At 56.3% G+C, this 14,923-nt stretch carries 13 protein-coding genes; 4 read left to right on the top strand and 9 right to left on the bottom strand.

Translation table 11 applies throughout. The features are described from left to right. Window positions 1–18: 18 nt before the first annotated feature. Genes M2305_RS03260 through cysS form a run of 4 tightly spaced genes read right to left on the bottom strand, consistent with a single transcriptional unit; the run spans window position 19 to window position 4,011 of the window. On the bottom strand, window positions 19–888 hold the full coding sequence (locus M2305_RS03260) for an aldose 1-epimerase family protein (protein ID WP_264648556.1): 870 nt from the start codon (window positions 886–888) through the stop codon (window positions 19–21). After that, a complete protein-coding gene (locus M2305_RS03255) occupies window positions 881–1,840 on the bottom strand; it encodes an ion channel (RefSeq protein WP_086634430.1) in 960 nt (319 codons plus the stop codon). Before M2305_RS03255 ends, M2305_RS03260 begins: the two co-directional genes overlap by 8 nt. 31 nt (window positions 1,841–1,871) lie before the next feature. After that, window positions 1,872–2,648: an RNA methyltransferase gene (locus tag M2305_RS03250; RefSeq protein WP_099210616.1), complete on the bottom strand. Its 777-nt coding sequence runs from the start codon at window positions 2,646–2,648 to the stop codon at window positions 1,872–1,874. Between the two features lie 4 nt (window positions 2,649–2,652). Next, window positions 2,653–4,011, bottom strand: coding sequence for a cysteine--tRNA ligase (cysS, locus tag M2305_RS03245; protein WP_264648555.1), 1,359 nt, complete (start codon window positions 4,009–4,011; stop codon window positions 2,653–2,655). 87 nt (window positions 4,012–4,098) lie between these two features. Here cysS and M2305_RS03240 point away from each other — a divergent pair, with 87 nt between their 5' ends. Continuing rightward, window positions 4,099–5,481 (top strand): MATE family efflux transporter, encoded by a 1,383-nt coding sequence (locus tag M2305_RS03240; protein WP_211509305.1) that lies wholly within the window; start codon window positions 4,099–4,101, stop codon window positions 5,479–5,481. Here M2305_RS03240 and M2305_RS03235 read toward each other — a convergent pair. Both M2305_RS03235 and M2305_RS03230 read right to left on the bottom strand, forming a co-directional pair. Further along, complete coding sequence (locus M2305_RS03235) at window positions 5,444–6,649, bottom strand: MFS transporter (protein WP_264648554.1); 1,206 nt, start codon at window positions 6,647–6,649, stop codon at window positions 5,444–5,446. The genes M2305_RS03240 and M2305_RS03235 overlap by 38 nt on opposite strands. Window positions 6,650–6,746: 97 nt before the next feature. Further along, on the bottom strand, window positions 6,747–7,217 hold the full coding sequence (locus M2305_RS03230) for a BON domain-containing protein (RefSeq protein WP_046899893.1): 471 nt from the start codon (window positions 7,215–7,217) through the stop codon (window positions 6,747–6,749). Window positions 7,218–7,564: 347 nt separating this feature from the next. On the opposite strand from M2305_RS03230, the gene rpsD reads away from it, so the two are divergent. The 3 genes from rpsD (at window position 7,565) to M2305_RS03215 (ending at window position 11,504) form a co-directional block, all read left to right on the top strand. After that, window positions 7,565–8,182, top strand: coding sequence for a 30S ribosomal protein S4 (gene rpsD, locus M2305_RS03225; RefSeq protein ID WP_007282513.1), 618 nt, complete (start codon window positions 7,565–7,567; stop codon window positions 8,180–8,182). Window positions 8,183–8,300: 118 nt separating this feature from the next. Beyond that, window positions 8,301–9,848, top strand: a complete 1,548-nt coding sequence (locus M2305_RS03220; protein WP_099210608.1) for a peptide chain release factor 3 — start codon at window positions 8,301–8,303, stop codon at window positions 9,846–9,848. Between the two features lie 204 nt (window positions 9,849–10,052). Continuing rightward, a complete protein-coding gene (locus M2305_RS03215; RefSeq protein ID WP_264649926.1) occupies window positions 10,053–11,504 on the top strand; it encodes a phosphomannomutase in 1,452 nt (483 codons plus the stop codon). Window positions 11,505–12,102: 598 nt separating this feature from the next. Here the strand turns inward: M2305_RS03215 and mtnK are convergent. The 3 genes from mtnK to M2305_RS03200 are packed head-to-tail and all read right to left on the bottom strand — an operon-like array spanning window position 12,103 to window position 14,919. Next, window positions 12,103–13,293: an S-methyl-5-thioribose kinase gene (mtnK, locus tag M2305_RS03210; protein ID WP_264648553.1), complete on the bottom strand. Its 1,191-nt coding sequence runs from the start codon at window positions 13,291–13,293 to the stop codon at window positions 12,103–12,105. Next, a complete protein-coding gene (locus tag M2305_RS03205) occupies window positions 13,293–14,033 on the bottom strand; it encodes an NUDIX hydrolase (RefSeq protein ID WP_264648552.1) in 741 nt (246 codons plus the stop codon). Before M2305_RS03205 ends, mtnK begins: the two co-directional genes overlap by 1 nt. A 40-nt stretch (window positions 14,034–14,073) precedes the next feature. Beyond that, complete coding sequence (locus M2305_RS03200) at window positions 14,074–14,919, bottom strand: endonuclease/exonuclease/phosphatase family protein (RefSeq protein WP_264649925.1); 846 nt, start codon at window positions 14,917–14,919, stop codon at window positions 14,074–14,076. Window positions 14,920–14,923: the final 4 nt, after the last annotated feature.

Raw genomic sequence — 14,923 nt, 5'->3', positions numbered from 1 at the left:
CATTCCCACTTCCGGGCGTCAGACGGGTTCGACGCTCCAGAAAGCTTCCCAGCTTTCGCCGGGTTGTAGATGCAGCAGCCCCGGCTTTTCCGAAAAATCGCCACTGAATCCAACGGGTGTGGCGTAGCCATACCAAGGTTCGATGCACAGGAAGCCGGCACCGGGTTTGGTCCAGAGTCCAAGATCTTTGAACCCGTCCCAGCGCATGCACAGGCCGCTTCCGTCCGGGCCTGTGAAATCGACAGCCTTGCTGCGGGCATCCAGCATGATGATGGCATCAGCCTCGAACAGGCTGTCCTGCAACGGAAGAAGCCGGTCATGGATTGGGGACGGGACTGCCTCCGGAAGCAGACCATCCGGGCTGATGCGCCGGATATGATCGGCTTCATTCGTGTCAAAGGTCAGGCGATGATTTTCGCGGCCCGTTTCTGGATTCAGGGGCCACATGAATGCCGGATGCACACCAAGGGACGCGTGTAGCGTGGCATCTTCGGACGGGTTGGTCAGAACATAGCCGACGTGCAGGCCGGTTTCTTCCATCCGATAAATAAGATGCAGGCGAAATGCCGCCGGGAAGAGCTGCCATGTTTCGGGTGTATCTTCCAGTTCTAGAACACAGCCGGTCTCTGTTCGTTCGAGCCAGCGGAATATCATGTCACGGGCGAAGCCATGCTGGCTCAGCGTAACGGGCTGGCCATTCAGCGTTGTATTTTCCGGTGGCTTTCCAACGATAGGGAACAGAACGGGCGAATGGCGTTTCCAGGCGGGGCCAGCGTTCCAGAGCAGGTCCTGCCCTGAAGTGGTCCGCAGGGAGGTCAGCTCTGCGCCATGGGCGGAAACCGTTGCCGTCAGGCCATTTTTTCCGAAGCTGTGCTGGGTGTCAGACATGGTGATGGTGCCTTTCATGCGCTGTGGACGGATCAATCGGCTCGTGGTCCCCGTGTTCGGTTGTGTGGAACCGGGTGAAGTCGACCTCGACCCTGCCGTCCGGGCGGTGATGGATCATGTCCGAGAAACGGTATCCGTGTTTCACATGGCCGATCTCGTAGGCATGTCGTGCGAAGAGTGTCTGGGAGGAGATTTCGTCTGTCCCATCCATCGTGATGATGATTTCCGCATTCTGGTCAATCAGCGTGTCTGCTGACAGGCCATAAAGCGGGCTGGTCTCATCAATCATGTGTGTGGCGTTCAGGCTGATCCGGAAGATCGGAACATGCGACTGTATCAGCGCCAGCCTATCGAAACGGCGGACCAGTCGCCCATGATCGTCCGGCATCAGGCGCGTCAGGGTCATTTCAACGTTGGCAGACAGGATCAGCGTGCGACGACGGTTCGCGATGCGAATGGTGAGTGTCGGGATCAGGTCATCATAGGCCACGACGGCGACATGGCTGAACAGGATACGGGCTCTTGGGCGCGAGAAGCGAGCAAAGACCAGTCCTGTTGCGAGCGCATTGAGCATCATGCCGGCAAGCACTTCAAAGGAGACGATGGTGTTGGTCAGGCGTCCAACCGGAGCCATCGTGCCGTATCCGACGGTTGAGATTGTCTGGACGCTGAAGAACACGTCATCAAGGAAATCCCCGTGTGGGACGCCGCTGACGCTGCCGGGGATCATGTAGTAAAGGCAGGCAAATCCGATATTGATACCCAGATACAGAGCGAGGGACGCCCAGAAGAACGCCCCCCATGTCATGGTCATCAGATGGTGATAGAGGTCTCCGAGGGAGCCGTCTTTCAGACCGGTGCGGATAATGTCGCCCCGGCCGTTTTCTTCCAGAACATGGGCCCGGATGCGGTTGGCCGTTTCGACCACCAGCGCCTCAGGCCGTGGAGTCATCCGGTGCCTGTGTCGCCAGTGGATCATGGTCTTACCGTCTTGCCTTTCTGGCGCTGACCAGTTCGCTGACCACGCCATGGAGCGTGCGAAGTTCCTGTTCGGTGACTTCGCCTCGTGTGAAGAAATGCCGCAGATTGCGGATCATGCCCGGTTTCTTTTGTTCGTTCCGCAGGAAGCCACAGTCATCAAGTTCTCGCAGCAGATGGGACATGAAGTTTTCCAGCTCGCCCTTGGTAGCCACATGCGTCTCATTGGTCATGAGCTCGCGCGGGGGCGTCATGTCTTCGGTCAGGTACCACTCATAGGCCATGACGAGCACGGCCTGTGCGAGGTTGAGAGACATGAACTTCGGATTGAGCGGGTAACGCACCAGCGTATCGGCGCGGGCCATGTCTTCGACGTCAAGGCCAGCGCGTTCCGGCCCGAACAGGATGCCGGTACGCAGACCGCGCGTAGAAGCGACCCGGAGTTCCGCCGCTGCCCCGCGAGCCGTCATGACAGGCTTCACGACATGGCGGGGGCGGGGGCAGGTGGCGAAAACGCGGTGCAGGTCAGCCACGGCCTCATCGACCGTTTCGAAAACCTGTGCGTTGTCGAGGATACGATGGGCGCCGGAAGACGCAGGCCAGGCGCGTTCCTGCGGCCAGCCATCCCGTGGGGCGACGAGGCGCAGGTGAAACAGGCCGCCATTCGCCATGGCGCGCGCAGTCGTGCCGACGTTTTCGGCTAGCTGCGGGCGCACGAGAATAACAACGGGATCAAATTCGCCGATCGGTTCCAGATCGGCACCACCATCACGTCCGGTCATGAGATTATGCCTTCCGCCATGTGGTGCCGCCGGGGCCGTCTTCCAGCGTGATGCCGTCTGCAGCAAGCTGGTTCCGGATTTCATCCGCGCGGGCGAAGTTGCGGGCTTTGCGGGCTGCCAGACGTTCCTCGATCAGGGCTTCGATAGCGGACGCATCAACGCCTGAGCGGAACCATTCAGCCGGGGAGACCTGAAACAGACCAAGCTGCTTTCCAGCAGCCAGAAGACCGGATGCGGCTTCCTGATCGCCCTGCATGGCGGCGTCTGCCAGCGGGTGAAGGGCTGCGATGGCGAGCGGTGTATTCAGGTCATCGCACAGGGCATCGAGCACGGTCGCAGGAACGTTCGCCCCCTGTTGCGCGTCACCGCGCTCAAGAGCACGGTAAAGGCGATCCAGAACGCGGCGGGCTTCTTCCAGCTTCTCCCACGTGAAATCCAGCGTCGAACGGTAATGCGCGCCCAGATACAGGAGACGCAGCGGTTCTGCAGGGGACTTTTCCAGAACTTCCCGGATGGTGAAGAAATTGCCCAGAGACTTGGACATCTTTTCCCCGTTGGAGAGCAGCATGCCGTTATGGAGCCAATGCGTGGCGAACTTGCTGCCCGGATAGCAGCACAGAGACTGTGCACGCTCGTTTTCATGATGCGGGAAGAGCAGGTCGTCGCCACCGCCATGAATATCGAAGCTCTCACCCAGATACCGGTGTGACATGGCCGAGCATTCGATATGCCAGCCAGGCCGGCCGCGACCATAAGGACTGTCCCAACCGGGCTGATCGGGTGTGGAGGGCTTCCAGAGCACGAAATCGCCCGGATCGCGCTTATAGGGCGCCACTTCGACGCGGGCGCCCGCGATCATGTCATCCAGCGAGCGGCCGGAGAGTTCGCCATAAGAGGAGAAGTTCCGGACCGCGAACAGAACGTGCCCTTCGGCTTCATACGCATGCCCGTTTTCGATCAGGCGGCCGATCATGTCCAGCATCTCACCAATGTGGTGGGTTGCGCGGGGTTCGATATCCGGCGGCAGAATCCCGAGTGACGCCAAATCTTCATGAAAGGCTTCAGTCGTACGGGCGGTCAGGGCGGAGATGTCCTCACCGTTTTCTTTCGCGCGGGCTGTGATCTTGTCGTCCACGTCCGTGACGTTGCGGACATAGGTGACACGTGGATACAGCACGCGGAGCAGTCGGATCAGGATATCAGCGCCCATCATGGCGCGCAGATTGCCCAGGTGCGCCCGGTCATAGACTGTGGGTCCACAGAAATAGACCCGCACATTCTGCGGATCGAGTGGTGTGAACAGTCGCTTTTCGCGCGCGTGGGTGTCGTGCAGACGGAGCACGTGAGGAACGGGATCGGCCATAGATGGGATCAATGCGCCAGCCACCGTTTTGGTGCAACAGGCTTTGTTACTCTTGTCTGTATGATCTGCACTGCGATAGTGAGGCTTATGTGTAGAACCTTCAAAGATCCGACCTCTTCACGCGGGCATGCTCTTGCCCTGCTTCGCGTGGCTCTTCCGCTTGCACTTTCCCAGCTTTCCGAAATGTCGATGGGCGTCACGGACACCATCCTTCTGGGCGGTCTGGGGGTAGCTGAAGTGGCGGTCGGCGGTCTGGCCAATACTTTTTTCTTCACCACCATGGTGACCTGCCAGACCATTCTGGGTGGAGCTGGCGTTCTTCTGTCTCATAGTCGAGGAGCGGAAGATCACGGACGGGATTCTCATGACGGTCGCAGTGTCATGAGCGCTGCGTTCGTTCTGGCACTGCTGATCTTTATTCCCTGTGCGTTGCTGTTATGGTTCGTGCAGCCGTTGTTTGCGTGGCTGGCGGAACCCGGGGACGTGGTGACCCAGGGCAGCCACTTCATTCATATCCTTCTGTTATCCCTGCTGCCGGATCTGGCCGTGATTGGTGTGCTGCGTGTGGCGCTCCCATCGCTTGGGGCGGAAACGCTTCTTCTGTGGATCATGCCCGCCATGGCGCTCTGCAATGGCATCACCAATGCGGCGCTCATTCATGGATGGTTCGGGCTGCCTGCAATGGGGATGTATGGCTCCGCCACAGCCACAACCCTGACAGGCTGGGCGATCAGTTTTGCCCTGACCGGATTGTGTCTGATGCATCCGCGAGTGCGGGCCGTTATGAAGCCAGCCCCTGTGCGCTGGCCTATCATGAAGGAACTATTGAAGCTCGGTTTGCCCATGATGATGGGAGCTGCTGCTGAAATTCTCATGTTTCAGATCACGAGCCTGCGGGCCGGGCAGCTTGGAACACAAAGCCTGGCAGCCCATCAGGTTGCGGTCAACGTGAGTGCACTGCTGTTCATGGTGTGTCTGGCCATTGGTCAGGCCACCAATGTGCGGGTGGCATACTGGCGGGGTTCAGGGCGAATGGATCAAAGCCGCCGGGCTGCGTGGACCGGTATCTGGGTGGTGCTCATCTGGTCTGTTCTGTCTTCAGCCTTGTTGCTGATCTGGCCAGAAAAGATCGTCAGCCTGTACTTCACGGGGCATGCACCAGATCCCTCTACGGCTGCATTGGTGATCACGCTTATGAAGATTGCCGGGATCTACCAGATTGTGGACGGACTTCAGGTTGTGTTCAGCGGCGCCCTGCGTGGGTGCGGTGATGCGGTCTGGCCAATGGTGATTGCTGTCACGAATTATGGCCTGATTGGCCTTGTCTTTGGGGGGTGGTTGGCCTTCCAGCAGCACTGGGGTGCGGAAGGCCTTTGGGTCGGCATGGCGGCAGCGCTCACGGTGAGCTCTGTCGCCTTGGGAGTTCGGCTGTTCAGCGTGATGCGGAAAGCCGAGCCTGTGCCATCGTAATCAGATAAGCTACAAACCCACCGGCGGAGAGCAGCGCGGCACCCCACCCGATCGATCCCAAACCATGCCCTGAACTCACCAGATAGGCCCCGAGCCATGTGCCCGCAGCGTTGGCAATGTTGAAGGCCGAATTGTTCAGGGATGCGGCAAGGGTTTGGGCATCGCCCGCAACTTCCATCAGATGCGTTTGAATGGCTGGGGAAATGCCGATCAGCGTTGCCGGGATCAGGAACGTGATCAGCAGCATGGCGACAGGGGATGGCAGGAGTAGCCAGAACCCGATCATGAACACGCAACTGGCAGCCAGAGAGAAAAGGATCGTCCGGTTGATATTTCGGTCCGCCATGGCTCCGCCAAACGAATTGCCAGCAACCATGCCGAGCCCCCAGACGATCTGATAAAGCGCAACGGCCCAGTCCGGGAGATGCGTTACGTCTGACAGGGCAGTAGTAAGGAACGTGTACACTGCAAAGAGGCCACCAAAGCCAATGGCACTTGTCAGAAGCGTCAGGAGCACTTGAGGCCGCTTGAAAGCTCCAAGTTCAGCGAGTGCATTTGCGTCTGGATGGGGCTTGTCGCGTGGGGCGAAGTACCAGAGCGCCAGGAAGCAGAGCAGTCCAAGCGCAGAGATTGCACCATAAGCGACGCGCCAGCCGAGATGGTTGGCGGCGTAGGTGGACAGGGGCGACCCCACAACCGTGGAGATCATGATGCCGGACAGAACGCGCCCGACTGCGCGCCCACGTCTTGCGCGCTCAACTATAGAGGCGCCAACGAGCGCGGAAACACCGAAGAAAGCGCCGTGAGGGAGCCCGGTGATGAAGCGCATGACTTCAATGTCGAGCAGGTTCGGCATCAGGATTGTGCCGATATTCCCGACAAGGAACAGCACAAGCATAGCCAGCAGAAGTGTGCGACGGGGAAGTTTTGCACCAGCAACCGCAATGAGGGGTGCTCCGACCACGACACCCAGCGCATAAGCTGAAATGACGGAACTGGCGCGGGAAATGGAAATACCAAGGGAATGGGAGAATTCGGGCAGAAGGCCCATCATGGCGAATTCGCCAGTCCCAATCGTAAATGTCGCCAGCATGAGAGCAAACATGGCTGGCTCGACACCGTGGGGTGGACGCACCCGCTCGACATCGACTGGTTCGATTAATTCCATATGGAAAAGGTCCGGAATAAGGGGAAAACCCGCCTACCATCCGGACCCTGAAAAGCTACCCGAACACGCTCACGTGGAAGTGTCCGGGCAGGTCAGTTCAATTCTCCGTTGGCAGGCGAATTGTCTGACCCGGATAAATGTCATCCTTGCTTGTGACAAGCGGTTGATTTGCATCAAGAAGCTCATCGCCAGAAATATCTTCCGGCAGCTTCTCGGCGACCTCATCGAGGTTATGGCTTGTCTTGATTTCAAGGAACTTCGGATCAGGCGTGCCGGGGGGAACCTGGATTTCCGCTTCCACAGCAGCCACGCCAGCGACGTTACCCGCCGTGAGGATCATCTGGTCACGCGCTTTGGCGGAATCGGCCTTGCCGCGCAGATAGATCGTGCGGTCATCAATCACGAGATGCGACATATGCATCTGCGCGAGACCGAATCTCTTGAAGGCGCGCTTGATGGCGCTCTCGCCTGGCTTGGGCGGGGGCGGTGAATCCAGAGACTGGATCAGCCCTTCGAGGGAACCCTCAGCGATGCGGCCAGCCTTGGGATTGAAGCGATAGATTTTCATGGGCAAACTCAAAAAGACATGGCTCCCGGATTCATGGGGAGTACCAGACCGTTAGCGCAAATCCCCAGGGAAGGGTTGCGCGCTTTATAGGCCTCCGATGTGAGAAAATAACAAGGGTCAGACTCGTCCTTTCATTGACATGACAGAGCGAGACCTGTTAGGCGCGGGTCCACTGCCGGAAACGTGGACGTACCGGCCGGACCAATAAAGCGGGTTTCTGTACCCCGCAGGCTCCGGTTTTTGGGTGCGCGCCCGTCTTTCCCAATTCGGGGAGAGGCCTACCGGTGCAACAAAACGGCTCGCCAAGCAGCATGGGGCGGGCCTGATGTATGAACAGGGGTTAACCCATGTCAAAGCGTCTTGAGAGCAAGTACAAGATCAATCGCCGTCTCGGCGTAAACCTTTGGGGCCGTGCAAAGTCCCCTGTGAACCGTCGTGAATACGGTCCGGGTCAGCATGGTCAGCGTCGTAAGCAGAAGCCTTCTGACTTCTCCATCCAGCTGATGGCCAAGCAGAAGCTCAAGGGCTACTACGGCAACATCAGCGAAAAGCAGTTCCGCAAGTACTACGACGAAGCCGTCCGTCGTAAGGGTGATACCTCCGAGAACCTGATCGGTCTGCTGGAGCGTCGTCTGGACGCCGTTGTATACCGTCTGAAGTTCGCGATCACGCCGTTCGCAGCACGTCAGTTCATCAGCCATGGCCACGTTACGGTCAACGGCAAGAAGGTGAACATCCCGTCCTACCTCGTGAAGGAAGGCGACGTCATCGAAGTGCGCGAGAAGTCCAAGCACCTCGCCATCGTTCTTGACTCCGTGCAGACGGGCGAGCGCGACACGCCGGAATACGTTGAAGTCGATCATCGTCAGATGAAGGGTACGTTCCTGCGTACGCCGGTTCTCTCTGACGTGCCGTATCCGGTGCAGATGGAACCGAACCTGGTCGTCGAGTTCTACTCCCGCTAATTCCGATCCCGGGTCTTCGGGCCTGGATCAGCAAGCGACCGGAAAACGCCGGGCGGGTCATCCCGTCCGGCGTTTCTCATTTTAAAGCCCCCGGCTTCCAGTCTCTCCCGGAGTCTCCATGTCCGAAGCTCTCAGCGCCGAAATTAACCGCGAGATCGCCCGTCGGCGGACTTTCGCCATCATCTCCCATCCGGATGCCGGTAAGACGACCCTGACCGAGCGTATTCTTCGGGCTGGTGGTGCCATTCAGCTTGCCGGAAACGTGCGCGCCAAAGGTGAGCGCCGCCGTACCAAGTCTGACTGGATGGGTATTGAGCGCGATCGTGGCATTTCGGTTGTGACGTCCGTTATGACGTTTGAATACGGTGGATGTGTCTTCAACCTGCTTGATACACCGGGCCATGAAGACTTCTCCGAAGACACCTATCGTACCCTGACGGCTGTGGACTGTGCGGTGATGGTGATTGACGCCGCAAAGGGTATCGAAGACCGGACACGCAAGCTCTTCGAAATCTGCCGCCTTCGCGACATTCCGATCATCACGTTTATCAACAAGATGGACCGTGAAGCACAGGATTGCTTTGCGCTTCTGGACGAAATTTCCAACTCTCTTGCTTTGGACGTCTCGCCTGCTACGTGGCCGATTGGCCGGGCCGCGACGTTTATCGGCACGTTTGATATCCGCACGCGTGAAGTTCACACCAAGGATGCGGTTGATGAGACTGATCCGCGGATGGTGCAGCTTCGGGAAGATCTGGAGTTGGTAGAAGCTGCTCTACCAGAATTCGACCGTGAGTCCTTTGATGCCGGGCATTTGTCTCCGGTGTTCTTTGGTTCGGCCATGAAAGAAATCGGTGTGACCGATCTTCTGGATGCGCTTGTTGCTTACGGCCCGGCTCCGCGTGCCCAACCGACGGAAACTCGTGAAGTTCAGGCCAGCGAACAACAGGTAACGGCGCTGATTTTCAAAATTCAGGCCAACATGGACCCGAACCACCGCGACCGCATGGCCTTTGCCCGTGTGTGTTCGGGGCGTTTGACGCGCGGTATGCGCTTGAAGCATGTGCGGACGGGCAAGCAGTTTGCCCTTCACACGCCGCAGTTTTTCTTTGCGCGTGATCGCCAGTTGGCTGAGGAAGCTTTTGGTGGGGACGTGGTTGGTATTCCCAATCACGGGACGCTCCGTATTGGCGATACACTGAGTGAAAGTGAAGAACTTCGTTTCACAGGTGTGCCGCACTTCGCGCCTGAAATTCTGCGTCGTGTTCGTCTCGATGATGCCATGAAAGCCAAGAAGCTGCGTCAGGCTCTGGTAGAGTTGGCCGAGGAGGGCGTTGTGCAGCTTTTCCGTCCGCAGGATGGTTTGCCGCCGATTGTCGGCGTGGTGGGAACGCTCCAGCTTGACGTGCTTCAGTCTCGCCTGAAAGGTGAATACAGCGTGTCTATCGGGTTCGAAAACACACCCTTCACCCTGGCTCGCTGGATTACGGGAAGCCGGGAGAAGATCGAAGCGTTCATGATGGTGAACCGCTCATCCATGGCCGACGATCTTGATGGAGATCCGGTTTTCCTTGCCAGTTCGTCCTTCATGATGCGCCGGACTATCGAAATGAACCCTGACCTGGCGTTCCACGATATCAAGCAGATCGGTCTGGCTTCGGTCTGATTTTTAAACCTCGCTCCTGTCTCAGGGAGCGAGGTTTTTAATTTTCAGAATGGATTCCAGAAATAAAAAAATCATCTTTGAGTAAATTAGATAACATAAGTAGAGTATTATTTCGTAGGATATAATAAATATTCTTAATATCACGAAATATTGTATTAATTTATTAAAGTGGAGGCAGTGATAGACATGAAAATTTCAGAGTGGATGGTAAATTCCGGTGTTGAATTCGGAACCAGCGGGGCCCGTGGTCTCGTTTCCGCTATGACGGATGCTGTGTGTTTCGCGTATACTGTCGGGTATCTAAAGCACTTGGAAGCGTTGGGCGAATTCTCCCCTAAGGCATCTGTTGCTATTGCGGGAGATCTTCGCCCCAGCACGCCACGTATTCTACGTGCTTGTGCTGCGGCCATTACATGGATGAAGGGGCAGCCAGTATTTTGTGGTTTCGTACCAACACCTGCTCTGAGTTTTTATGCATTTTCCCGCGGTATTCCCTCGCTTATGGTCACTGGAAGTCACATTCCTGATAATCGTAATGGGATCAAATTCAATCGTATTTCTGGCGAGTTTTTGAAAAGCGACGAAGCTATCATGCGGACGCAGGATGTTGTCCTGCCAGCGGGATGGTTTGATGCTCAAGGTGCGCTTAAAACAGATGTTGCATTGCCTGCCGTCACAGACGTTGTAACGGACTACATAGAGCGATATCGCCACTTTTTTGGTGCTGACTCGCTGAATGGTCTAACGTTAGGAATTTACCAACATTCCGCTGTAGGTCGCGACGTTCTTGTAAGTGTTGTTGAAGCTTTGGGCGGAAAAGCAGTGCCTTTGGCACGTTCTGATGTGTTCGTGTCGGTGGATACGGAGGCCGTGCGGCCAGAAGACGTCAATCTGGCACGTGGTTGGGGTCAAGAAGGCCTATACGATGCCATCCTTACCACGGATGGCGACTCTGATCGCCCTCTTCTGGCCGATCAGAGGGGGCGCTGGATCCGTGGCGACGTCTTGGGCATCTTGGCCGCACAGAAGTTAGGAGCTGCTGCAGTCTCGACACCAGTTAGTAGCAATACGGCGCTTGAAGCGTCAGGATTTGTACCCTCTGTTCGAAGGACGCGTATTGGTTCGCCATTTGTTGTCTCAGCTATGATGGATGCTGTGGCAGAAGGCGTTATTCCGTCCATGGGGTATGAGGCTAATGGTGGTTTCCTGTTAGCCAGCGATGTTATGCGAGATGGGAAAATACTTCGGTCACTTCCAACGCGGGATGCTGTTCTTCCGATGATTTGTGCGTTGATTATGGCGCAGAAATATCGAGGAGGGCTTGAAGAACTTCTCCTTATTCTTCCGTCTCGCTTTACTGTCAGTGACCGTTTGAAAGAGATATCTACGGAACGCAGTAGAGCACAGCTTCAGATACTTCGTGACGATGTTCCCGGTGTAGCCGAAGCGCTTGGGTTTGTAGCTGCCTGCGGTCCTGTAGCACATGTAAATGAAACGGATGGCATACGTATGATCTTCAAGCATGGTGACATCATCCACCTACGTCCGTCGGGCAATGCCCCGGAGTTGCGCATGTATGTGGAGGCAGATACTCAGGAGCGAGCCGAAAATCTGCTGACTCAAGGCCTGGATAGTGTCGCCAATTGGCTATCTTGAAGTCGGTGGTAATAGTGGTGTAGCAGCGATTTTAACGGGTGTTTCCTGAAAATTGTATGGACGGTTTTGTCCTGAGGCTGTTGCGTTGACTTCGTTTGATAAATAGCAATCGCTACGAGTTTTACGTGGATGATATAACCAGTTCAGTTGTCATCTTTGACCTATGATAGGCAAAAAAACGCTACGCGTCCCAAGGTAATAAATTTTCTTGCATTGAAAATATGGATATTTTTGGCTACTAGTAAGAGGTAATTTGTCTAAATTATTAGATTCTACAACTCTGTACTTGGATGTATTTAGTCCGATCGTCTTTAATTTTTCATGGTCAATATTTCTTCTGCCTTGGAGGGGCCCTGAGTAAAATCCCATATTCTGGCCTGCCATCTTAAGTAAGTCTGCATTTCTTAAAGTTCATCAAAGCAATTTGAAAAGACCTTGAGTACGGGCGCCTCTGGTGGGAGTTTGCGAAATAGATAGATCGGCTTGGCATCGGTTCTTTCACTCTGTCCTGTAATTTAAGCATCAGAAATGGATGCGAACAGACTACGAGGCAGAGACAAAAAAATCGGACTATCTAGATCGACTGTTAGTCATGATCTCAAGCGAGTGTCAGTAAGGCGAAGACGTCGCTCAGGCTCTGGACGGTGGACGCGTCAAGGATGAGTCGCTGGCCTGTCTGAAGAGCTTTGCGGCGTGCCTGCGTGCGATTTTCTGGGGTTGGGCAGAGTGTATAATCTGCAACCTGGGCAAAACCGATAGTTCGACGGATCATTTCGAGACCACAGAAACCTGCCGTGTCTTGAAGGATGCTCGTCAAGAAATTTTCGAGCAGCTCTTCACGCTGTGTTTCGTCTGACAGCGCCCACACGTCTCCTCCGCCCGTTTTCAGCAGGGTGCGGAGTTCGTTTGTAAAGCTGCGCCAGAAGGCAATGATCTCGGTTTTAATGAAACCCTGCTTGTGGGGCGCTGCGCAGGCGTGAAGGGCCAGATTGCCCAAATAAAGTCCACAATCGAAGCCGATTGGCCCCATTGTGGCAAACTCGCCGTCAATTACACGAACATCATTGCGATGCAGCATGATGGAGCCTGTGTGAAGGTCTCCATGTAGAAGGGCCTGTCGCGCCGTCAGGAAACGATCCTGAAGTACCCCGACTGCGCGGTGAAGAGGCTTGTTGTCCTGCAGGGCCGTCACATCCGACAGAAGAGCCGCCTCCGGTTCCGGGTTGCGGGAGCAGGGACGGAATGGATCGGTGAGTATCAGGTCGACGGTAATACGGGTGAGGGCCGTGTTGCCCGAGAACTCCTCAAGAAGTTTCGAGCCGACTTCAAAGGGGCGGCTGATCCAGCTCGTCGCGTGTACGCTACGAGCGACATACTTGCCGATACTGGCCGAAAAGCCCGGCTGCGCATCATCGCGAATCAGGGCAGAGCGCAGGACCTCATGTGGCGTCAGGCATTCCATGACGAGCAGGAACATCTCATCATCGTAGAAATACAGCTCTGGCGCGGCTGGGCGAACAGCGTCTGCCGTTGCGCGCATATAACGGGCTTCATACAGCGCACGTTGCAGAGGCATAGGCCATTCTGGTGCCACGCGAACATGAGGCAGAGCCTGCTTGCAGCAAAGCTGCCCATCCGGACCGGCCACAATAAAAACCGTGTTCAGATTACCGTCGCTGACTTCGCGGATCGTCCAGTCTGCTGGGTTTCCACCAAGGCGGGATGCAAGATCGGCATGCTCTGTCAGCCAGTGTCGAAGGCTGGAAGTATCGAGAGTGAAATACGGCATCAGGACAGTTCCAGCAGAGCGGCCAAGGTCGGGACCATTGGGCCTTCAGGTGTGTGGTCTGGTCGGATCAGGTGCAGTGCGCCATATTCGGCGTTGCCCTGTTCGCAGCATCGCGTCTGAAGGTCCTCAAAAGTCAGGGAGACGTCAATGCGCATCCCGATATCCACGATATGGGATGAAGGATGCTCGCAGGCCAAAAGGGACGGTCCAACCCTGCATTCCGCTGTGACGAGCCCAAGTTCTTCTTCACATTCCGCCAGAAGCTGCGCGGCGAGATCTATGGTGCTCTCCTGCGCGCGGCTTTCAACATTCCCCGCTGGAGCGCCCTGCCAGTATCCAGGAAGATAGATCGAAGTCTCAGCGCGTCTGCCAATGACGATGCCGTCTGGCGTAAACATCAACCCCACAACGGCTAGTGGTCGCAGGATGTGCGCTCCATAAACGTCTGGCTCTTTCATCTGTGCAAGAACGCGACGGTATTCGGACCAGTGGCCGTGAATTCGAGCTGGGGTGATTTCATCGGCACAGAAGACACGGCCATTGTAGAGGCTGGGATAGGCCGCAAGTGCCTTGGCCCAGATGCGCGAGACGGTCTCTTCCTGCTCAGTCGTCAGGGCAGGGAGGGGGCGGTCAGCCAACACCTGAACATCTGGCTGAAGTGGCGTGATGGGCCAGGATAGAGACTGCGGCATGTTGGAACCTTGAACAATAGGCGGGAAGCGCATGCCTTCATGAGGCATAATTCCGTTCTGGAAAACACTTTCCCCGATGTCGCTTCGGTCAAGGCAGATGCAGGCGCACCGAAACGGGGCAGTGGTCAGACAATCCTTCCGGCGCACTATCGTTTTGATAGGTCATAACCCGTAGACTCTCCGGGACGAGCCAACTGCGGGCTTCGTTACCAAGGAGGATGTGGTCGATGAAGTACTCTCCATTCCAGCAGGGACTGGCTTTGCCTGCTGTGGTGAGAAGAACGGGCGCATCATGCTCGATCTGCTGCATGAGTGGGTCGTGCATGGTCAGGAGGCGGTTGAAGTCACCGAGAACAGCATAGGGTTCTCCTTCGTCCTGACGCTCTGCAATCCAGTCTTCCAGGATCTGGAACTGTTGATACAGGGTCGGGCAAGAATGTTTACGCTGAGTGAGAGGCTGATCCCAGCAGCCGGTTTTCAGATGCACAACCAGAATACGGAGATGGCTTTTCCCGTCTGATACCGTGACATCAAGGCCGGTTCGCAGATGGTGGGGCGCATTGGGAGCGGCAACATCCAGGGCTGAGAGTTCTTCATTCACCGTCACGTTCAGCGGGCGCCTGACGGCTAGGCCGACACGCTGGATAACGGGCGCGTTGGACAGAATGATCTGGTAGGTTTGGGGATCGAAGACCTGCGCTGCAGGTTCGGGGCCGTCCACTTCCTGAAAAGCAATGAGATCTGCGTTCAGGTGGGTCGCGTATTGGTGCAGCCGAATGAAGTCGCGGGGTTTGCGACCGTGAACATCGTCGGGGAGTGCTGGATCTCCCGTCTGGCGAAGGGAGAGCCAGTCCAGATTCCAGGTTGAGAGCTTGATGTCTCTGGCCTGGGCTGGAAAAGCCTCGCCGCATAGAAAACATGCGGCGAGGGTCAGGGTG

Source organism: Gluconobacter cerinus (assembly GCF_025961355.1).
GTDB classification, from domain to species: Bacteria; Pseudomonadota; Alphaproteobacteria; order Acetobacterales; family Acetobacteraceae; genus Gluconobacter; species Gluconobacter cerinus.
This window is presented reverse-complemented; position numbering and strand designations above follow the sequence as displayed.